Raw genomic sequence first — 21,094 nt, forward strand, 5'->3', positions numbered from 1 at the left:
GATTTTCTCTTAGTTTTTACGATGAACAATATATGCCGCAAAGTCACATAATAAGCTGGCATCTATTGGTAATTGGTTTAGTGCGTTAATGGCATGTTGATAATGCTCAGCAAGCTTTTCTTTCGCTCCCTCTACCGTTAAAAGTGCTGGATATGTGCTTTTATCACTAGCGACATCTTTCCCAGCTGTTTTCCCTAGTTCTTCCGTTGTTCCTTCAATATCTAAAATATCGTCTTGAATTTGGAAAGCTAGACCAATGTGATGTGCATATTCCTTTAATGTAGCACGATCCTCAGCTGACACATCTGCTAATACTGCCCCCGCTTCAATACTAAATCGTAATAAAGCACCTGTTTTATTGACATGGACCTGTTCAAGTTCAGCTAAATTGAGCTGACGTTGTTCTCCTTCCATATCAAGTACTTGACCACCAACCATGCCTTCTGCTCCTGCTGCAACGCTTAACAATTGGACCAGTTCAATGCGTTTTTCAGCTGACACTTCCATACGTGCTAAAATACCAAATGCCAGTGTATTTAGCGCATCTCCAGCAAGTGTCGCAAGTGCTTCACCATAAACTTTATGATTTGTTGGCTTCCCTCGTCTAAAATCATCATTATCCATGCTCGGTAAATCGTCATGGATTAAAGAATACGTATGAATGATTTCAATCACAGAACCAACAATCAAACCATGCTGTAAATCTTTACGGTATAGCTCGAGTACAGCTAGCACAAAAAGTGGACGAATCCGTTTACCACCTGCCTTTAATGAATAAAGCATAGATTCTTTTAAATCTGCAGGTGCCTCAGTTTGTTTAACAAGTGCAAACATGGTTTCTTCAATTTGTGGTATGTTGCTTTCGATAAAGTACTTTAATGGCTCATTCATTTCCTAATTCTCTCCCTTTAGTGGATCAAATGCTGTTGTTTCACCAGTCTCTTGGACAATTGATACGAGCTGCTCCTCAGCATTTTGCAGCTTACTATGGCAAAAATTTGATAGCTCCATTCCTTGCTTGTATAAATCGATCGCATTTTCCAATGGCACATCGCCTTGCTCAAGCTGGCGAACTATTTCTTCCAGTGCCGTCATGGCTTCTGCAAACGTTTGTTGTTTTTCTGTCACAACGATTCCCCCTCATTCTTTGGCAAGATATTCGTTACTTCAGCCACAACCTTCCCATCATAGAAGGACAGTGTCAGCTGATCCTGCTTTTGCACCTCAGTGGATGATTTGATCATTTGTTGATCTTTATATGCTACTGTAAAGCCTCTGGTTAGAATAGATAATGGATTCAAAGCTTCTAACGTTCTAACAGTTGCCTCGAATTGTTGTTGTTGCTTCGCCACATAATACGTTGTAGCACGTGATAATTGTTGGATGCGCGCCGCAAGCTCCCGTTGATGGAAAGCAAGTGCCTTTTTTGGTGAATGCTGCTCCACCGTACTATGTAAATGTTGTAGCTGGGCGGCTTTCTTCATCAAATCCACCTGCATCGATTTCTGCAATCCAGACTCAAGCTGAGCTAATCTTTCAGTGAATGGACGATAAAGTCTTTCTGGCATTGATAATGGGTAAGACTGTTGGAGCTTATTTAGACGTTGTCGTTCAGTCATAAGTTGCGACCTAACCATTTGATGAAGTTGTGATTTTTTCGAAAGCACTCGTTGATATAGTTCCGACTGATCCGGTACAGCCATCTCAGCGGCTGCTGTTGGTGTAGGGGCACGTAAATCAGCTACATAATCTGCAATCGTCGTATCTGTTTCATGACCGACTGCGCTAATAATAGGAATTCGACTTTCGAAAATAGCTCGTGCTACTATTTCTTCATTAAATGCCCATAAATCCTCGATAGAGCCTCCCCCTCGCCCAACAATCAACACGTCACAGCTCGCACCTTGATTAGCATGTTGAATATTTTGCACAATATTTGGTGCTGCTTGTGCTCCTTGAACGAGTGTAGGATAAATCAAAATCTCAGCAAGTGGGTACCGTCTTTTTAACGTCGTACAAATATCTCGAATTGCAGCACCCGTTGTCGACGTTAACACACCAATTTTTTCAGGAAACTTGGGAATCGGTTGTTTCCACTCTGGTTTAAAAAGGCCTTCTTTTTGTAATTGCTCTTTTAATTGATTAAAGGCAACAAATAAGCTACCAATTCCATCAGGTTGCATTTCCTGCACGTATAGCTGATAGGTTCCATAGCCTTCGTAAACGTTTACATCACCACGAATAAATACTTGCATACCTTCCTTTGGCTCAAAAGCTAATTTCGTGGCAGCTGTTTTAAACATCGTAGCCGCAATTCTCGCTCCATCATCCTTTAACGTAAAGTAAATATGGCCTGATTGATGAATTTTAACATTCGATAGTTCACCTTTTACATATACTTCACGCAAATGTGGATCGGCATCAAATTTTCGTTTAATATATTTCGTTAACGCTTTTACAGTTAAATAAGAAGCAGAGGACATGTTTTCGGCTCCTTTACTAAAATCAAGTTTTTCACAAAACTACACCTATCATAACATTTTTTACTGTCCTTGACGTGCTAAAATGCAGTTTTCGTTAGAAAAAAGGACTGCTTTCATCTACCGAAAAACAACTATAACACATTCACACACGTTCTAACTATTAGAAACCGTATATTGTATTGAATAACAAAACAAAGCCTCATAACAACATTTGTTATAAGACTTTCTATTTTAATAGAATAGTAATAAAAGGGTTCCTACAATAAAACAATAGTACGTAAAATAGCTAAGCTTACCACTTTTCATAATACCCATAAACCAACGCATAGCAAAATAAGTCATGACAAGTGTGGCAATGAAAGTGGCTGCATAGGGAAGCGCTAATGCTCCTTTATTAGGCTCGTCTAAAAAATCTTTAATCCCAAGGACAACTCCACCCAAGCTTACAGGAATATACAACATAAAGGAGAAACGTAAGGCTGTATCTTGCTTCATTCCTACTGCTATGGCTGAAATAATAGTGGCTCCTGAACGACTAATGCCTGGTGTTAAAGCGACCGCTTGCCCTAATCCTACAATAATGGCGTCCCTAGCACGTAAATCTGCATCTTTCTTCTTTCCATGTATATTACGAATTAACCATAATGCAATCCCCGTGACAAATAGCATTAGCGCAATCGTCGTCATACTCACATTGTCAGCAATGACATCACTTAATAACACCCCTAAAACGCCTGCAGGGATAGAACCAATCACGATATACAAAGCAAAACGAAAATCAGCGTTGTAACGCTTTTCCCCTGTCTTCAAATAAAGAAAAAAATGGGTAATGAGACGAACAATATCCTCTCGATAAATATACATAATCGCAAGTAGTGAAGCTGTATTTGTTAAAATGGCGAAAGTAAAACCTTGTGCACCAAGCCCAAGTATTTCACTGACAATCATCACATGTCCACTCGACGATACCGGGATTGGTTCTGTAAAACCTTGAACAAGACCGATAATGATATGCTTAACAAGTAACACAACATCGATGTTTTCCATAATAACCTCCTTTTAAGTATGTATGTCCCAAACGTTACATTAGACGTCAAAACAGCTTAAAAGTTCTGAAATTGCTCAACAAAAAAAGCCATCTCAAAGCATGTTGAGATGACTCTTTTAGTTCGTTTTTATTTAGCAAGCTTATTTTCAGCTGCTTGTACTGTGTTGAATAGTAACATGGTAATTGTCATTGGTCCAACTCCGCCTGGTACAGGAGTGATATGTGACGCAATGCCATCCACTTCTGCAAAGTTTACGTCGCCACATAATTTATTGTTGTCATCGCGGTTAATACCCACATCAATGACAACAGCCCCTTCTTTCACATGCTCTTTCGTAATAAAGTTTGCACGTCCAACAGCAGCAATTAAAATATCTGCTTGTTTTGTAAATGAAGGTAAATCTGGCGTTTTAGAATGTGTATAAGTCACCGTTGCATCCTTTTGCAACAATAGTTGTCCCATTGGTTTACCAACGATATGACTACGCCCTACAATGACTGCGTGTTTTCCTGCGATTTCAATTCCTGAATACTCAAGAAGTTTCATTACGCCAAACGGTGTACAAGGTAAAAATGTTTCTTGGCCAAGCATCATTTTCCCAACACTGATAGGTGAGAAACCATCGACATCCTTCTCGACAGCGATTGTCGCAATAACAGTGTCCTCATCAATATGTTTTGGGAGTGGTAATTGTACTAAAATACCGTGAATATCCTCACGATGATTTAAAAGTTCAATTTGTGCTAATAATTCCTCTTGCGTTGTTTCTTCTGGTAATTTAATGAGTTCTGAGAACATACCAATTGCTTCACAAGATTTTTGTTTATTTTTCACATATGTAGCTGAAGCTTGGTTGTCTCCAACTAATACAACCGCTAAACCAGGTGTTAACCCTCGCTCTTTTAAACGAATGACACGCTCTGCTACAGCATTACGAATTTCTTGACCAATCTCTTTACCATTAATAATTGCACTTGACATAAACCTTCGTTACTCCTTCCAATTCAACACATTATTCTTGTTCTGTAAATTTAGAAAGTACACCATTGACGAATTTAGATGACTTATCATCGCCAAATGTTTTACATAACTCGATTGCTTCGTTTAGTACTACTCTTTTTGGTGTTTCTGGCATGTATAACAATTCGTATACAGCTAGGCGTAATACCGTTCTTTCAATTTTGGGTAGACGGGCAAGTGACCACTTTTCAAGATGCTGTTCTAATGTAGCATCGATTTCCTCCAAATGTTCAGCTGTTCCATTCACAATCTTTTCGTAGAAGGCATTGGTAGGTTGACCTTTAATATGACCCATTGCTTCTTCAACTGTTAGATCTGTATTGTCTAGCTGAAACAAAACTTGCAACGCTTTTTCGCGTGCTTCATGTCGTTTCATGTAAAGCTCTCCTTCTTAAGTGGCATTAAGATTTATAATAGCATAAAATCGCGTGAGAAACACGATTTCAAACAAGTTTTCAATAATCTGAAACCTTTTTCAAGGGACTTTTTGCTTCATTTTTCCTTGCAATCGATTACAGCTCTCCTATAACCGAATATTGTTATTCAAAAATGATGGTTTTTTTCCTATAATGGTATACTAAAGAAAATGAAAAGAATCTTCAGAGGTATTTACAATGCACGATGAAGCTGTAAGAACGAGCTGTAAAAAACCATTTAAATTGATGGACGGTTAGTAAATGAAAGAACGGAAATCGCCTATTTTACTGCGAGGATTGCAAGCTTAAATTCGTTTTGATGCCATTCAGAACTTCTTTTACTAGTGGAGGCCATTCTATGAAGGAACATGATTACACCATTGGTGAGGTAGCCAAACTTTCAAATTTATCGATTCAGACGTTGCGTTACTATGATCAAATTGATTTATTTAAGCCTGCTTATACCGATCCCTACACCCATTATCGCTATTATAAAGGCAATCAGCTATTTTATTTAGACATTATCAAATCGCTTAAATATATCGGCGTTTCGCTCGAAGATATAAAAAAAGCACTGACATTAACTTCTGAAGAATTGCTTGCTTTTTTAGCACAACAAGAGCTACGCATAAATGAAAAAATTTCACGATTAAACGACGCCAAAAATACGTTACTGAAAACGAAAAAGCAATTACAAGACCAAATTGATATCCCGATTTTTGGGGAGGTCTATGTGCAGGTAGAAGAAGCCATGCCCGTTCTTCAAGTGACAACAACTGAATTAACACCAACATCGAGCACCAATACATACTATGCAACATTAACGAAAATCATTGAAAAGGAAGGCAGTGTCTTAAATAGTCGATATGGCTGTACGTTTCCTCTTGAGCCCTATAAAGATGTCAATGATATTATCTATGATGCTGTCTTCACTCCCCTTTTATCGGAGCGCACATTTTCGAAGCTTTCACCTAATGTACAGCAAACTAGCATCCCTGCTGGTAAGTATGTATGCATTGCCTTTATTTACGACCCAGATACTTATTTTTCGTTTTATGAAAAATTGAGAAAGCATGTGTTGGCTCGGCATGACATTTTTGAATCACAAGTGTATGAGCTCTATATGCCAGCAACTTTGACAATGGAGAAAGAAAAGAAATTTATTGTAGAATTAAAGATTAGGCAAAAACAAGAAACGGTGATTTCTCCAAAAAAAGTAGCTCCGGATTCGTATAACTCCCCCTCACACCTTCCAAACTAATAAAAACTTAAAAAAATGAAAACAAATCTTTTGACCCTATAGTTACTATAGGGTTTATCGTATTACATGGAAATATTCTAGTAGATTTAAAACACATGTATCGTGAACTAATAGAAGGAGAACTTTATGAGTAAGAAACAAAATATAACTTTAGCCATTTTATTGTCTAATCTTTTCATTGCCTTTTTAGGGATTGGTTTAGTCATCCCTGTATTACCAACAATTATGAATGAGCTTAATATTTCGGGCTCTGTTGTTGGTTATATGGTGGCAGCCTTTGCCATTACACAATTAATCGCATCACCAATTGCTGGTAAACTTGTCGATACTATTGGCCGCAAAATTATGATTGTTGCAGGTCTTTTTATTTTTGGACTTTCAGAGTTTTTATTCGGTTTTGGTCGTTCTGTTGAAATCCTCTTTGTCTCCCGTATGCTAGGTGGCGTGAGTGCAGCTTTCATCATGCCAGCCGTAACCGCCTATATAGCCGATATTACAACATTGGCACAGCGTCCAAAAGCACTTGGTTATATGAGTGCAGCCATTAGCACAGGGTTTATTATAGGTCCTGGTATCGGTGGATTTTTAGCAGAATATGGTACACGTGTCCCGTTCTATGCAGCTGGGGTACTTGGTCTTTTCGCGGCTATTCTGTCATTGATGTTTTTAAAAGAACCGCCACGCGCTACAGACGATGCAGAAGTGGCACCATCTATCGTTGGTAGTGTCAAGCGAGTTTTTAGTCCGCTTTACTTCATACCATTCATTCTTATTTTCGTTCTGTCATTTGGCCTCGCTGCATTCGAATCGCTATTTAGCTTATTCGTCGATCACAAATTTGCGTTTACACCATCTGATATCGCCATTATCATTACAGGAAGTGGTATTGTAGGCGCACTGGCTCAATTAATACTATTTGATTGGCTGACAAAGAAAATGGGCGAAATCAATGTTATTCGTTACTCGCTAATACTTTCAGCCGTATTAACATTCGCGATGACGATAGTGAGTCATTATTTTGCCATTTTATTTGTTACATTCTTTATTTTCGTAGGCTTCGATTTAATTCGCCCTGCTGTTACTTCCTATTTATCAAAAATTGCTGGAAATGAACAAGGATTTGTTGGTGGCATGAACTCCATGTTTACAAGTCTCGGTAATATTTTTGGCCCTATCTTAGGTGGTATATTGTTCGATGTGAATCTGAACTATCCATACTATTTTGCTACAATCGTCTTAGCGCTTGGCGTCATCCTTGCATTATTCTGGAGAAAGCCAAAGCATATTGAATTATAAAAAATAACGATACACATTTAGACAAATGAATCCTAGAGAATCCTCAAAAAAAGGATTGCCCTTTGATGAACAAATCATCGTTGGGCAACCCTTTTTTATTCATGTACTGCAGTTTCTTCTTTTTCGAAGTGGATTCCTGTAATATGCACATTCACTTCTGCTGTTTCGAGTGCTGTCATATTCAAAATAGCTTGGCGAATTTGCGTTTGAACTTCCTTGGCTACCTTAGGAATGGCATATCCATATTTTACAGAGCAAAATACATCAATTGCAATCTCACCAGTTTCTGTTACACCTGATTTAATGCCTTTATTGTGTACTTTTTTACCGAAACGTTCCACGACACCCGTCGCAATATTTCCACGAGTTGCAGCAATGCCTTCAATCTCATTAACAGCAATCCCAGCTACAACTTCGATTACCTCTGCCGCTACCTCAATTTTTCCAAGCTCTTCTTTTCCAGAAGGTGTTGGTTGTACGAAAGATTGTCCTACTTTCTCTGCCATACAAATATCATCCTTTCCCTTACACATCACAAACAAGTGCTGTACTTACGTTCATTATACTATAAAAAGGAAGGTTTGGCTGTCGAAAGCCGTTTTAATTTATAGATAGAATCGTTGAATTTGAGTTATTGATCCCCGACATCTATTAGGTAAATCCCATTTTCAAATCCACCACGAATTATTTTCTTGCGTTCACGAATTGCATCTAGCTCTTCATAGCTTACACCTAACACACTTATGGCCGTATGAATAAGTTCGAGTATATCTGCTAACTCCTCCATGTTTTCTTGTCTATCGTTCGCTTCTTGAAATTCTGATGCTTCTTCTATCATCTTAGCTTTTATTGCCTTTAATAACTCGCTAGGTTCTAGGGTTCGCGCATGATAATTTAAACCCTTTGCTTGAATAATGTCTAAAATCTTATCTCTTACAAGCTTATTGTATACAGGCATCTAGTGATTAGCTCCTTTCCATCCAGAAGGATTGTACTACCACTACCTTCTATCCTATAGTATCATTTCTATAATATAGTAATTATTTCAGGATAGAGGTGTAGGATGTTACAAAAATGGCTGTTCGGTATCGGTGGGGCTGTCATCATTATGACAATGCTTATTTTATTTATGGGGAATAGAGCTACCGAAAATACATTGCTTGCAAAGAACATAATGGAGCAAGCTAATAGTGGCTCAACAGCCGTTTCCCTAAATCAATTGACCACTTTTGATTGGGAAAAAGCACAAGTTTATGGACCTTATACAACGAGAGATGTTATTGAAAAAACAATGGACATTCAATTTAAGGGTAGCACTAGCGGAATAGATGTACGAGAAGATATTTTTCTTCTTGTATTTGCTAAAGAAGGTCATGCTATAAAAACAGCAGTACTTTACAGAAAAGTTGGAGACTACACAACTAAGGGGGGGATGCTGACACCTGAGAGCGACCTTCTGTATATTGAATAGCAGTATGAAATATGTAAATTCTTTTTCAAATAAATGCAAGAAATCAATGTTCCTACTCGATTTCTCACACTTTTTAAATATTGGACCAGCTTGTCTTTGCCTTGTCCTAGAGATATTAAAGTTAGACCATTGTATCGACGTACATCATATAAATGGTAGGTCTAAATTTCTCTCCCAAAATAAAATACCACCATCATCTGCAATTACAAAATAATTGCCACTATATGAAAAACCATAGCAATACAAAAAGCCTCTATAAATGCGAACACAATTTTTATTACGTCCTTCAACTAAACAGTCCTCAAATTTAGGTTGATAAATGATGTCTTCACAAGGGTAAAGAGGAGAGACTCTTTGTAAACAATCACCGAATTTATTACTGGTAGGTAGTATACTCCCTCCATATTTGCCTGCCAATTTAATTGATTTATCTTTTAAAACGTCGAAGCCTTCACAAATTAACATGGTTTCATCTATCTCAAAGTCATCTGTATAATCTCGAGAGATTTTTTCTACTTTTGCTAAATCTATAATTCCTCTACCATTACTAGATACGACAAGTAATAAATCGGATGATTCATCAAACCCGAAATATTCAAAACCACCAATACTAAAACTACCCTTAAAAGTCCAACCAACTGGGCTTTTAGCATAGGGTATTTGTTCCAATATGCTATATATATTTTTTCTATGTTTCTCAAATGCCATACTTTTAAAGTAATCCATAATAACCTCCATTATTTATTGAACTACTAAATAAAAAAACGATGTTACTAACTTTATTCCATAGACATACACACCATCATTTGAATATTACCAATTTATTTAAAAAACATCCATTATTTCAAAAAACAAAAAGACGCTGCAAGGTTCCAGCACTAGAAACCCCAGACGAATAAGGGGTTTGAGAGTCATAAATTTTTAAACGGCTTAACGATTAACCAACTGCTTTGTTATCGTTGTATTCCTTCACATTAAGAGTCTATTCTAACTTTGTAAGTCTTACAAACGTTAGTATCTAAACACATTTCTGTTAACCTTTCATGATAGAATTATTTCTGACTAGACATCAAAAAACCTCCTAACTAATAAAAGTTAGAAGGTTTAAGGTTTAAGGTTTAATTGCGAACGCTTACTTCGCTTTTCCAGCTACACCTAATACATCATTCTCTTCAAGGAACTTCGTATTGAATTGCGCTGATTTGAAGACGGCATTGTTCATTAGTGCTTGGTGGAATGGAATGGTCGTTCCTTAACAAAGCTCAAAAACCCTTACAGGCCAAGAATTATACGAATATTTATTTGAATATCACCACTTTAATAACTATGCCCATTAGTCAAACAAAATTTATAGTTATTTCTCATACTAGGATATTGTAACACCTTCGTATTGTTTAAATTCTTTTCCCTCTAAAAAGTCTAAAATCATTTCATTAAAAATTGCACATTTCATGGTGCTCAAAGGGTCAAAAGCATTTTTGAATAATGCAAGTTTAGCATTTGTAATATGTTCATAAATATTCTTAGAAGCCTTTCTCTCATCTACACCCATTATTTTCATATCCCCTCCCATAACTAAAGTTGGACAAGTAATATTATGTAATTCATCTGTATGAGTTGGGAATTCACTTGTTTTCATTTTCAGTAACATCTCTTTATCAATTGAAAACGAGTCCCTTAATACTTTTTTTGTAAATTCATCATCTTTATATACTTTTAACATTAAATTGATTATTGTATCATAGGGTATTAATTTAAAAACTATGTTACTTATATGCAATACCCATTTGGACATTCTTGTAGGAACTTCACTATACCCATTAGATAGTACAAGTTTATTAACATATCCACTGTTTTGAATAGAAAATAGTTGGGCAACCACAGAACCTTGTGATAGACCTACAATATGAGTTTTTTCTATGCCTAAAGTATCCAAAAAATGCTTCAAGTCTTGAGCAATAACCTTCATTGAATACTCATCATTAGGAAAATGTCTTGATGATTCACCATGCCCTCTCATATCAATCATAATCATCTTGTACTTTTTTGAAAACTGTTCTATTTGCGGTTTCCACATTTTCCATGAAGACCCACTTCCATGAATGAAGATAATTGGTTCACCTTCGCCTCTAACTTCATAGTTCATTTCTATATCATTGACTTTTACTTTTGGCATACTTTTCACCCTTTTCAATACTCGTTTTAGAATAGGAAAATAATATGGTTATTTTTGGTTAAATCGAGTATAACATAGTCTGTTCCTTCTTCAACTAAACCACCATTTATTTTAATGAAAGAAAAACCAGCAATTTCAAAAGATATGGAAGAAGAAATAAAAAGTTTGGTTCAAGAAGCTGATCAAATTTCGAAAGTTGCAATTTATAATGTAAGTGATGTTGCAAATAATAATTTGATTTTGGATTATGTTAGGGATGTCAAACCTGATTATCAATATGAACAAAAAGTGTGGAATCCTACATGGCTTAAAGCGGATTTCTTCACTTTTGGACAAGGTGATGGGAAACAGTGGTATGTTGTTATGGAAACAAGACATATTGGCGAATTGATGGCTATAATTTTGTTTTCTGGGATTGCTATATACCTTACACTCTTTACAATATGGGCAACAATTAATGCTTATCATCATAAACGATTCAATATTGGCTAGATACTAGTTTTTGCGTTATTCAATGTTATTGGGTATCTGATATATTATATTTCTGGTAAAAGAGAATCAGTTGTATAAATTTAAACTATTGGGTTGCTTTAGTTTAATATTTGATTCACTCAACGATTGTAAAGCGTGCTACACTTTATGCTCCAATAACCAAAAATATCATTATTTATCATAGATTATCGCTTAATAAGCGAACCCGATTTTTCAGTGAGCCTTTGCATGTTATCTTTTTTTTCAAGTAAAATGAAGTCATATTTAATCGCTCATATTTAGTTGTGAGTGAAACACTTATGCTGGCGGCAAATCAGTGTTAAATCGTTTAAGAAGTCGTTAGTGCATCAACACTAGCGGCTTTTTTCTGTTTACAGGTAGTCCCGTAAGTTGTTCGCAACCTCGTCTGTCGTAAATCCGAGATAAAAAAACGGTTGTTGTAACAAGTGACTTATGAAATAATGCCTTGCTAATTAAAGCGACATTTGCACCTTTCTTTAATGGATTGACCGCATACAATCGTCTGATTGCGTGAGAATTTATTTGCTCTAAGCCAAATCATTTCTCATAGTAAGGAGTCGTTTTGTAATTGCGTTAGGGGTATTTTCAGAAAAAATACTATCACTGAATTTGCTTACAAATAAATATTCGTTTTGTTTACGATAATGTTTGTGAATAATATCGTTCTGCTTAATCAACCGTTTAAAGAACGAATCCAATTCATCATCAAATGGAAATTCACATCTTCACGTCACCTAACACTTTTAAAAAACTGTATAAACTTTCGAGTGTTATCTCGTTTAAATAGTTAATTTGCATCTCTTTCAGTAGTCGATTATAAACGTATCCATACTCTTTAATCGTCTGCTACCTAATATTTGCAAGACACATCTGTTCTTTAACGATTAAGAACGTTGTACGCGCACTAATGCGATTATTTTGTTAGATTTGTTGCATTAACATCAATCATATTTCACGGTTATAGCATTTCCTATCGAATCGGTAATATCTTCTTGCGATTGCTTGACCAATTTAATAGGCCGTGAATACTCTAAATCGAAAACACCCGAACGTTGACCTTTTCTAACCACGCAAAAAACCCCCTAACGAATATTAGTTAGAGGGTAAACATATACGATATTCCGTTTTGTTTTATTCTTAATTCTATTCCACAGTCGAACAAATATCGGTAATTAGGTTTCGAAACCTTCACCGCTCTATGAACGGTTAGAATAAATCAAGCTATGTCTTACTTCGCTTTTCCAGCTACACCTAATACATCATTCTCTTCAAGGAACTTCGTATTGAATTGCGCTGATTTGAAGACGTCATTGTTCATTAGTGCTTGGTGGAATGGAATGGTTGTATTGATTCCAGGACCAGATACTTCGAATTCACTTAGCGCGCGGTTCATTTTCGCAATCGCTTCTTCACGTGTATTCGCATGAACAATTAGTTTTGCTACCATTGAATCGTAATATGGTGGGATTGTATAGCCTGCATAAACAGCAGAATCAATACGTACACCATAGCCACCTGGCGTTACATACGTATCCACAGTTCCTGCTGAAGGCATGAAGTTTTTATAAGCATTTTCTGCGTTAATACGGCATTCAATAGCCCAACCATTTAATTGAATATCATCTTGAGTGAATGGAAGTTTCTCACCAGATGCAATTTTTAATTGTTGTTGTACAAGATCTACACCAGAAATCATTTCTGTTACTGGGTGCTCAACTTGAATACGAGTATTCATTTCCATGAAGTAGAACTTGTCCTCTTGATAGTCATAAATGAACTCGATCGTTCCAGCACCTTCGTAACTACATGCTTGTGCCGCTTTTACTGCAGCCGCACCCATTTCAGCACGACGTTCAGAAGATAGAGCTGGAGATGGAGCTTCCTCTACTAACTTCTGCATACGACGTTGAACCGTACAGTCACGTTCGCCTAAATGCACAACGTTGCCGTAGCCATCTGCTAAAATTTGGATTTCACAGTGACGGAAGTACTCGATGAATTTCTCTAAATATACGCCAGGGTTACCGAATGCTGCAGCAGCCTCTTTTTGCGTAATTTCGATACCTTTTACAAGATCTTCTTCTGTACGTGCTACACGAATCCCTTTACCGCCACCACCAGCAGTTGCTTTGATGATTACAGGGTATCCAATTTTCGCAGCCCATTCCTTGCCTGTTTCGATATCTGGCACAATACCAGTACCAGGAACAAGTGGAACACCCGCTGCTTCCATAGTTGTACGTGCAACATCCTTGATTCCCATGATTTTAATTGAATCAGATGATGGACCGATAAATTTAATGCCAGCGTTTTCACAAGCTTCAGCAAAATCAGCGTTTTCCGAAACAAAGCCATAACCTGGGTGGATACCATCTGCACCTGTTTTTTCAGCTACACTAAGTAGAGCTGGGAAGCTAAGATAAGAATCTTTCGATAGCTTCGGTCCGATACAATAGGCTTCGTCTGCTAATTTCACATGTAAAGCGTCTGCATCTGCTTCAGAGTATACAGCAACCGATTGAATGTCTAACTCTTTACAAGCACGAATAATACGCACAGCGATTTCACCGCGGTTTGCAATTAAAACTTTTTTCATTTGTTTTGCACTCCTTACTCAGCTTTTACAAGGAATAATGGTTGGCCGTATTCTACTAATTCGCCATCTTTCACAAGTACTTCAACGATTTCCCCTTGCACTTCTGCTTCGATTTCGTTGAATAATTTCATTGCTTCTACGATACATACAATTGTTTCGTTTCCAACTTTATCACCCGATTTTACGTAAGCTGGAGAATCTGGGTTTGGTGATTGATAGAAGGTACCGACCATTGGAGATACAATTTTATGTAACGAAGGGTCGTTAGTTGCTGGTGCCGCTGGTGCTGGCGTTTCTTCTTTAGCTGATGCAGATGTTACTGCTGGAGCTTCTGCTGGTGCAGATTGTTGTACAACAGGGGCTACTACTTCTTTTTTAGGTGCTACAGTTTCTGTAACAACAACATTATTCTTTTTTAGTTTTACTTTTGCGCCATCTACTTCATACACAAACTCGTCAATTGAAGAAGAATCTACTAATTTAATAATTTCGCGAATTTCTTGAATTTTGAACATTTCTAACTCTCCTTATGAAATAAAATCTACTACAATAACTATTCTATATTTTTTCGAATCAATTTGAAATAGTTAAATGAAAATTAAGTAAATATGAACAAAATAAAAGGCTTTCCTTTACTAAACGAAAGCCTTTTCATGACGCTGATATATAACAACCTTTTGTGAATAAACTAAATATTTGTTTTTTTCTTTATTTTTTAATAATTATTCGCGCTAAACTTAACTTGCACGTCATTAGCGCCTTCCATTTCTGTTCTTACCAGATAAATAATTTCGTTTGCTTGCGATTTTGACAGTTCTTCTGCCATCACTGTGACAGAAACTTTTTCTCCCTCAGCGCGAACAAACGCATCTGAATAGCCTAATGATTTAATTAGCATTTCTAGCATTGCTTCCGCTGATTCTTGTTTAATAAGACCATCCATTTCATTAAATGCTTCATTTTTTTCTTCAGCGGAAGAGTCTTCTGAGGCAATTTTTTGTGTTAACTGTTCACGAAGCTGGCTTCTCTCATCACTAACTTGCATACGCATCTCTTCGAATAAGTGACTCGGTGATGATACTTCTTGCGTTATATCATTTGTAGCTTCCTGATCTGTAACACCTGTTACAGCTGTCTGTTGTAGTGTATCATCTGTAAAAATAGTAAGTCCATTAAACTGTTTTGCTGGATCAACCAAATAATACACTGAAATGACTGCTACTAAACTTAATAATGTCATAAACCAAACTGTTCTTCTACGTACGCGCATTTACTTTTCCTCCTTATTTTCCATTGGAACGATAATAATTCGATGAATCGGCAACTGCATCACTTGACTGACGACTGCACGAATTTCATTTTTCACAAAGATATCGGATGCACCTTCTGAAACAACTAGCATTCCTGTTACGTTTTTCGCGCTTTGCTCAGTCCCTCGAAAATATTGGCTGAATAGTTTATTGGCATCTTGATCATTTGTCATCTCTCCATAATAAAAATAGACTTTAACCTCCCCAACACCTTGCATTGCCTTCAGTGTCTGCTCAAGTTTTTCTTCATTAGTGAGCGGTGAACCTTTGTCGTTTGTTGAATTCGTTTGATACATAGGTAAAATGATGAATATTCCCACGGAGGCAGCTATCAAAATTAAAACCATTAATGACGTTGTTTTTTTTCGTGTCTTTTCCACATCACTTGTACATTGCCTCCTTTCATCTTCTCTTTTTCAAGTGTATGTACGCTTGTTTCTTCCTATGAATTGATAAATGGAATCTTTAATAGCAATTGCAAAAATACTAACGTGATGACCAATTTTGTTAGTGAAATTATTTCTTTATCATCCGTTAGAAACACAAATATCTGACATACAAAGAGCAATGCCAACAAAAGAATCAATCTATCTCCCCCCTGCCATAACTTGTACGAACACAATGAGGAAGAAACAAGAAAACATAAATGAAAAAGCAATTAGAAATGATACAGCACATAAGGTAAATAGCGATTTACTAATTTGATCTAGTAGTCTACAAATATCATCAAAGGCAATCGGTTCTAAAATAGCGGCGAGCATTTTTAACGAATAAGCACTGACAACAAGCTGAACTGTCGGGATAAATGACACAGTAATTACTGCGATAAAGGCACTAATGCTTGTAAGAGAAGATGTGAATTGTGTCATATGCTGAAACATCGAAAAACTATCCACAATAAAAGAACCAACAACTGGAATATTTTCTTCAATTAACTTTTTGACAGGCTCCGCTACAGCCGCACTTACACTAAATGCTGCCACGCCACTTGCGGTCATCAAAAGAATATAGCAAATGACAGAGGCCGAAACGATACTCATAATTGTAAAACGAATCAAATCTGCAATTCTTGTAAAAGAAATCTCCTTGACAATGACACTACATACATCAAAGACAATGGCCAAAAGCACGCCTGGAATAAGCCACTTACTACTAATAATGGTGAGGACTTGTACAAAAAACAGTAAAAAAGGCTGCCAGGAAGCAATTGCTGTAATACTACTTGATAGAAGAAAGCTTGAAGTAAGAATCGGATAAAATGCCGTAAATAGATGGGCTAGTCCTTGTGCGATTTCGTCAATTAATGTAAAGGATTTGACAACAACAGGACCAATCGTTGCTAAAACAATAAGAAAAAAGAGTATCCTTGTCCCTTTTTCAAATTCTGGTAGTACCATGTTCACAATCAAAATAATGATGACGTAGCTACATAGCATGAGCGTCATCTTTAGCAAGAGAAAGAATGGGTCGATTAAAAACGATAGTATTTGCTCCTGCAATGGCTTCGCTCCTTAGTTTAGCCTTTTTAAAATGGCCGACACCTCCTGTAAAACAGCCAAAAATTCTTTGAACCAATACAACAAAATCACAATTTTAACTGCAGCAAAAACGATGTTCCCGAGCACTTTATAATTATGTTCTGCCAGTAGCAATGACACCCACTGCCCGACATAGAACATACTTGCACTGATTAAAATAGCTTTCGCATACGGTAAAAAGGCAAGCATTTCTAAAAGTTGCTTGACGAAAGGCAGTAAAAGTGTCGAGAACAACATGCCAAAAAGCAAAAACGAAAACATCACACTTATTAGCCCGTGGAGTGGCTGTATAACTTCTTTTATCAGCAATAATAAAAGCAGCATGACAACAGCGACGATCACAATTTCCATCTACATTACCCGGAAGATGTAAGCCATTGGAAGAATGTTAAAATCTCATTAAAAAATAGACGTAAAAATCGAAGTAATTCTGCTGTCATATATAAGTAGGCAATGAAAAATAGGAAAAATGAAAACTCCTTCTTCCCTGTTTGATCAAAGAAAACATGAAGAAGCGCAACTACTAGTCCCACTCCAGCAACTCTTAATACGTCTTGTAATTCCATCCTACGCCCCCTCGTGTACAGCAATATATGTCGCTCTATAAAAAAAAAGACCTCTATACTGTTGTATAGAGATCTTTATCAAATAAAATTTATAGGAGTTTTTCCACAATACTTCTGACAGTGCCAGTCTTCTGTACAAGATAACTATTTTCGCCCATCCACATGGATAAATACTCGGCATTGCCTTGCTCTGCACTTTCCTTACGAATGGTTGCCGTTAAATAGTTTTGTAATGGATAAGGCGCTACTGTTGCATCCTTCATCCGTTTTGTAAAATCATTTGCTAAGCCTCTTGCCGGTTTACCCGTAAATGCGAGTGTAACTGTTGTTTGCTGTTCTTTCGATGCTAACACAGCTTTTTTATAGAGTGGCGAAATTTCGCATTCATCTGCCACTAGTAAAACTGTACCAATTTGAACTGCCTGCGCTCCTGCCTCTAGTGCCTTCTGAATATCTTCTTTTGCCACTAGTCCACCCGCAGCTATGATCGGAATAGTAATTTTCCCCACTACCTGCTGCAGTAGCTCATGTAAAGGAATTAATTGCATGGGGGCAGTAAAGGATCCACGATGACCACCAGCCTCTCCACCTTGTAGAACGACAGCATCCATGCCAGCCTGCTCCACTAGTATAGCTTCCTCTAATGTTGTAGCTGTACCAATCGTATAGACACCATTGTCTTTTAATTGTTTAAGCACCTCTGCAGTTGGAATGCCGAATGTAAATGAGCAAATTGCTACCTTTTCGTCAATAACTGCTTGAACTTGACCTGCAAAAACTTCCTTCGAAACAACACTCTGTACTGGCGATAATCCTAGCTCATCGTAAAAGGGTTGTAGTGCCATACGCGCTTGTTGTAAGACCTCAATATCAATTTGAGGTTCCTCTTGTACAAATAAATTGACTGCAAAAGGCTTTGTCGTTAATTTTTTCACTTCTTGAATAAAATGCTTTGTTTGTTCACCATCTAAGTAGCCCGCACCAATGGAGCCTAATAGCCCTGCCTCAGCACTAGCTGCCACAAATTTAGGTGATGTCACGCCTGCCATCGGCGCCTGAATAATTGGATATTGAATAGCAAATGTTGTATGTAGCATATCTTTCACTCCTTACTATTATTGTAAACATTTCTACCAGCAATGACCATCTATCTGATGATAGAAACTTGATAGATTCTATGTAAAAAAGGATTTGTTCTTCTATCCATTGTCTCAATAACCAAGATGTTTCACAGGATATGTATAAGAATAAAATAAAAACCTACCCTTTTAAACAAAAGAGTAGGTTGGCAATTATTTCATTATGCACGAGAAACGTAAGAGCCTTCTTCTGTGTTAACGATTAAAACGTCACCTTGGTTAACGAAGAATGGTACTTGAACGATCAGACCTGTTTCTAGCGTAGCAGGTTTTGTACCGCCTGAAGCTGTGTCACCTTTAATACCTGGTTCTGTTTCTGTTACTTCTAATTGAACAGTGTTTGGTAATTCAATACCTAGCACTTCACCTTGGTAGGATTGAATATGAATTTCCATGTTTTCTTTTAGGAATTTTAATTCATATTCAATAGCAGCTGAAGCAAGTTCGCTTTGCTCGTAAGATTCTAAGTCCATGAATACATGCTCGTCACCTTGTGCATATAGGTATTGCATTTTACGATTATCGATTTGTGCTTTCTCTACTTTTTCACCAGCACGGAATGTTTTTTCATTCACTGAACCGTTACGTAGGTTACGTAGTTTAGAACGTACGAATGCAGCACCTTTACCTGGTTTAACGTGTTGGAAATCTAACACGCGGTATAATTGGCCATCCACAATAATTGTGAGACCTGTACGGAAATCGTTTACTGAGATCATTTGTGTTCCTCCAAAGTTTATAAAATAATGAGTTCTTTTGACGAATGTGTCAGTAGTTCATTACCCGTTTCTGTGATTAAAATATCATCTTCAATACGGACACCACCGATTCCCGGTAAATAAACACCTGGTTCAATCGTCACGGCCATACCTGGCTCTAGCACTGTTTCAGAACGCATCGATAAGCCAGGGCCTTCATGTACTTCAAGACCAATACCATGTCCTAAAGAATGACCAAATGCTTCGCCATATCCTTTTTCTTTTAAGTAGTCACGTGCAATAGCGTCCGCTTGAATGCCTGTTAATCCAGGACCCACTTTTTCAAGTGCTAACAGTTGAGAAGCAAGGACTGCATTGTACATATCTACTAATTTTTCAGATGGCTCTCCAACTGCCACAGTACGTGTGATATCCGAAATATAGCCATTGTATAGCGCACCAAAGTCTAATGTAACAAAGTCGCCTTTTTCAATCACTTTATTTGTTGCCACACCATGTGGTAATGCTGAACGAAGACCAGACGCAACAATTATGTCAAACGAAGACTGAGTTGCTCCTTGTTTACGCATGAAAAATTCTAATTCATTCGAAACCTCAAGCTCTGTTTTACCAGGCTTGATGAAGCCTAAAATATGTGTAAATGCGTGATCTGCAATTTCACACGCAGCCTTAATAATATTAATCTCTTGTTCCGTCTTAATCAAGCGAATTTTTTCAATTAGCCCAGAAATCGGCACTAAATCAGCTTGAATGTTCGATTTATACAGTTCATATGTGCCATAGCTTACAGTATCTTTCTCAAAGCCCAATAATTTGATGCCCATATTGTTTACTTGTGTAGCAATTTCTTCAATAATTGTGGCTTCATGTTGAACAATTCGGAAGTCCTGAATTTGCGCAGCAGCCTGCTCTGTATAACGGAAATCTGTAATAAACACAGCATCATTTTGAGAAACAATTGCTACGCCCGCTGTCCCTGTAAAACCTGTCATATAACGACGGTTATACCCATTAGTGATTAAAACGCCATCGATGCTTTGTTCTTGTAGTGCTTTACGTAGCTTTTGTAATTTCAACATAATCAATTCTCCCTCTCGATAAATGTACGTAGTGCCAGTTCATAGCCTTTCGTGCCTAGTCCACAAATTTGACCAAGGCAGGCCGGAGCAAGATAGGAATGATGACGAAAAGCCTCACGTTTGTGGATATTAGAAATATGTACTTCGATAACCGGCACAGAAATTCCTGCAATCGCATCATGCAACGCGATGCTTGTATGGGTATATGCACCGGGATTAAAGATAATACCATCATATTTTTCGTCCTCTGCTTCATGCACCCAATCTACTAGTACCCCTTCGTGATTGGATTGACGAAATTCAACTGTAGCACCTAAAGAAGCCGCAAGATTTTGAACATTTTCTCTAACATCATCCAATGTTTCATGTCCATAAATATGTGGCTCTCGTTTACCAAGTCGATTTAAATTAGGTCCATTCAAACATAATAACTTCACGCTTCTATTCGCCTCTTTCTATGTA

The 21,094-nt window shown here is 37.2% G+C and carries 25 protein-coding genes; 4 read left to right on the forward strand and 21 right to left on the reverse strand.

Features of this window, described 5'->3' with window-relative positions; translation table 11 throughout:
- Nucleotides 1-9: 9 nt before the first annotated feature.
- From GJU32_RS08220 to nusB, 6 genes are all read right to left on the reverse strand, one after another.
- Nucleotides 10-891: a polyprenyl synthetase family protein gene (locus tag GJU32_RS08220; protein WP_155591477.1), complete on the reverse strand. Its 882-nt coding sequence runs from the start codon at nt 889-891 to the stop codon at nt 10-12.
- Nucleotides 892-894: 3 nt separating this feature from the next.
- Complete coding sequence (gene xseB, locus GJU32_RS08225) at nt 895-1,128, reverse strand: exodeoxyribonuclease VII small subunit (protein ID WP_155591478.1); 234 nt, start codon at nt 1,126-1,128, stop codon at nt 895-897.
- Nucleotides 1,125-2,483, reverse strand: a complete 1,359-nt coding sequence (gene xseA, locus GJU32_RS08230; protein WP_155591479.1) for an exodeoxyribonuclease VII large subunit — start codon at nt 2,481-2,483, stop codon at nt 1,125-1,127. The genes xseB and xseA overlap by 4 nt, the downstream gene beginning before the upstream one ends.
- Nucleotides 2,484-2,714: 231 nt before the next feature.
- Entirely contained in the window at nt 2,715-3,530 is an 816-nt protein-coding gene (locus GJU32_RS08235) for an undecaprenyl-diphosphate phosphatase (RefSeq protein ID WP_155591480.1), read from the reverse strand.
- A 128-nt stretch (nt 3,531-3,658) separates the two neighbouring features.
- Entirely contained in the window at nt 3,659-4,513 is an 855-nt protein-coding gene (gene folD, locus GJU32_RS08240; protein WP_155591481.1) for a bifunctional methylenetetrahydrofolate dehydrogenase/methenyltetrahydrofolate cyclohydrolase FolD, read from the reverse strand.
- 31 nt (nt 4,514-4,544) lie between these two features.
- The gene (gene nusB, locus GJU32_RS08245; protein ID WP_155591482.1) at nt 4,545-4,928 is read right to left on the reverse strand and encodes a transcription antitermination factor NusB; all 384 of its coding nucleotides are present in this window, start codon (nt 4,926-4,928) and stop codon (nt 4,545-4,547) included.
- 398 nt (nt 4,929-5,326) lie between these two features.
- Between nusB and GJU32_RS08250 the strand changes: the two genes are divergently transcribed.
- Together GJU32_RS08250 and GJU32_RS08255 are read left to right on the forward strand one after the other, a co-directional pair.
- On the forward strand, nt 5,327-6,229 hold the full coding sequence (locus tag GJU32_RS08250; RefSeq protein WP_155591483.1) for a MerR family transcriptional regulator: 903 nt from the start codon (nt 5,327-5,329) through the stop codon (nt 6,227-6,229).
- A gap of 126 nt (nt 6,230-6,355) precedes the next feature.
- On the forward strand, nt 6,356-7,525 hold the full coding sequence (locus GJU32_RS08255) for an MFS transporter (RefSeq protein ID WP_155591484.1): 1,170 nt from the start codon (nt 6,356-6,358) through the stop codon (nt 7,523-7,525).
- A gap of 95 nt (nt 7,526-7,620) precedes the next feature.
- On the opposite strand, the gene GJU32_RS08260 is transcribed toward GJU32_RS08255, so the two are convergent.
- Together GJU32_RS08260 and GJU32_RS08265 are read right to left on the reverse strand one after the other, a co-directional pair.
- A complete protein-coding gene (locus GJU32_RS08260; RefSeq protein ID WP_155591485.1) occupies nt 7,621-8,031 on the reverse strand; it encodes an Asp23/Gls24 family envelope stress response protein in 411 nt (136 codons plus the stop codon).
- A 125-nt stretch (nt 8,032-8,156) separates the two neighbouring features.
- Nucleotides 8,157-8,483: a nucleoside triphosphate pyrophosphohydrolase gene (locus GJU32_RS08265; protein ID WP_155591486.1), complete on the reverse strand. Its 327-nt coding sequence runs from the start codon at nt 8,481-8,483 to the stop codon at nt 8,157-8,159.
- A 105-nt stretch (nt 8,484-8,588) separates the two neighbouring features.
- Here GJU32_RS08265 and GJU32_RS08270 point away from each other — a divergent pair, with 105 nt between their 5' ends.
- Complete coding sequence (locus GJU32_RS08270) at nt 8,589-8,996, forward strand: hypothetical protein (protein ID WP_155591487.1); 408 nt, start codon at nt 8,589-8,591, stop codon at nt 8,994-8,996.
- A 144-nt stretch (nt 8,997-9,140) separates the two neighbouring features.
- On the opposite strand, the gene GJU32_RS08275 is transcribed toward GJU32_RS08270, so the two are convergent.
- Complete coding sequence (locus GJU32_RS08275; protein ID WP_155591488.1) at nt 9,141-9,722, reverse strand: hypothetical protein; 582 nt, start codon at nt 9,720-9,722, stop codon at nt 9,141-9,143.
- Nucleotides 9,723-10,362: 640 nt separating this feature from the next.
- The gene (locus tag GJU32_RS08280) at nt 10,363-11,172 is read right to left on the reverse strand and encodes an alpha/beta fold hydrolase (protein ID WP_155591489.1); all 810 of its coding nucleotides are present in this window, start codon (nt 11,170-11,172) and stop codon (nt 10,363-10,365) included.
- A gap of 114 nt (nt 11,173-11,286) precedes the next feature.
- Between GJU32_RS08280 and GJU32_RS08285 the strand changes: the two genes are divergently transcribed.
- Nucleotides 11,287-11,664, forward strand: a complete 378-nt coding sequence (locus GJU32_RS08285; protein WP_155591490.1) for a hypothetical protein — start codon at nt 11,287-11,289, stop codon at nt 11,662-11,664.
- Between the two features lie 1,249 nt (nt 11,665-12,913).
- On the opposite strand, the gene accC is transcribed toward GJU32_RS08285, so the two are convergent.
- The 11 genes from accC to aroQ form a co-directional block, all read right to left on the reverse strand.
- Entirely contained in the window at nt 12,914-14,281 is a 1,368-nt protein-coding gene (gene accC / locus GJU32_RS08290) for an acetyl-CoA carboxylase biotin carboxylase subunit (protein WP_155591491.1), read from the reverse strand.
- A 14-nt stretch (nt 14,282-14,295) separates the two neighbouring features.
- Complete coding sequence (accB, locus tag GJU32_RS08295) at nt 14,296-14,796, reverse strand: acetyl-CoA carboxylase biotin carboxyl carrier protein (RefSeq protein ID WP_155591492.1); 501 nt, start codon at nt 14,794-14,796, stop codon at nt 14,296-14,298.
- A gap of 200 nt (nt 14,797-14,996) precedes the next feature.
- The gene (locus GJU32_RS08300) at nt 14,997-15,551 is read right to left on the reverse strand and encodes a SpoIIIAH-like family protein (RefSeq protein ID WP_155591493.1); all 555 of its coding nucleotides are present in this window, start codon (nt 15,549-15,551) and stop codon (nt 14,997-14,999) included.
- Nucleotides 15,552-15,971, reverse strand: coding sequence for a hypothetical protein (locus tag GJU32_RS08305; protein ID WP_155591494.1), 420 nt, complete (start codon nt 15,969-15,971; stop codon nt 15,552-15,554). It lies immediately after the preceding gene.
- Between the two features lie 207 nt (nt 15,972-16,178).
- Complete coding sequence (locus tag GJU32_RS08310; RefSeq protein ID WP_155591495.1) at nt 16,179-17,090, reverse strand: stage III sporulation protein AE; 912 nt, start codon at nt 17,088-17,090, stop codon at nt 16,179-16,181.
- Between the two features lie 12 nt (nt 17,091-17,102).
- Nucleotides 17,103-17,480, reverse strand: coding sequence for a hypothetical protein (locus tag GJU32_RS08315; protein WP_155591496.1), 378 nt, complete (start codon nt 17,478-17,480; stop codon nt 17,103-17,105).
- A gap of 5 nt (nt 17,481-17,485) precedes the next feature.
- Entirely contained in the window at nt 17,486-17,695 is a 210-nt protein-coding gene (locus tag GJU32_RS08320) for a hypothetical protein (RefSeq protein WP_012295089.1), read from the reverse strand.
- 89 nt (nt 17,696-17,784) lie between these two features.
- Nucleotides 17,785-18,792, reverse strand: a complete 1,008-nt coding sequence (locus tag GJU32_RS08325) for an NAD(P)H-dependent flavin oxidoreductase (protein ID WP_155591497.1) — start codon at nt 18,790-18,792, stop codon at nt 17,785-17,787.
- Between the two features lie 203 nt (nt 18,793-18,995).
- Nucleotides 18,996-19,553: an elongation factor P gene (efp, locus tag GJU32_RS08330; RefSeq protein ID WP_155591498.1), complete on the reverse strand. Its 558-nt coding sequence runs from the start codon at nt 19,551-19,553 to the stop codon at nt 18,996-18,998.
- 17 nt (nt 19,554-19,570) lie between these two features.
- Nucleotides 19,571-20,632 carry a M24 family metallopeptidase gene (locus GJU32_RS08335; RefSeq protein WP_155591499.1) on the reverse strand — a complete coding sequence of 354 codons (1,062 nt, stop codon included), beginning with the start codon at nt 20,630-20,632 and terminating at the stop codon, nt 19,571-19,573.
- A 2-nt stretch (nt 20,633-20,634) separates the two neighbouring features.
- Complete coding sequence (aroQ, locus tag GJU32_RS08340; RefSeq protein ID WP_004231111.1) at nt 20,635-21,069, reverse strand: type II 3-dehydroquinate dehydratase; 435 nt, start codon at nt 21,067-21,069, stop codon at nt 20,635-20,637.
- Nucleotides 21,070-21,094: the final 25 nt, after the last annotated feature.

The organism is Lysinibacillus cavernae (genome assembly GCF_009724685.1).
Lineage (GTDB): Bacteria > Bacillota > Bacilli > Bacillales_A > Planococcaceae > Lysinibacillus > Lysinibacillus cavernae.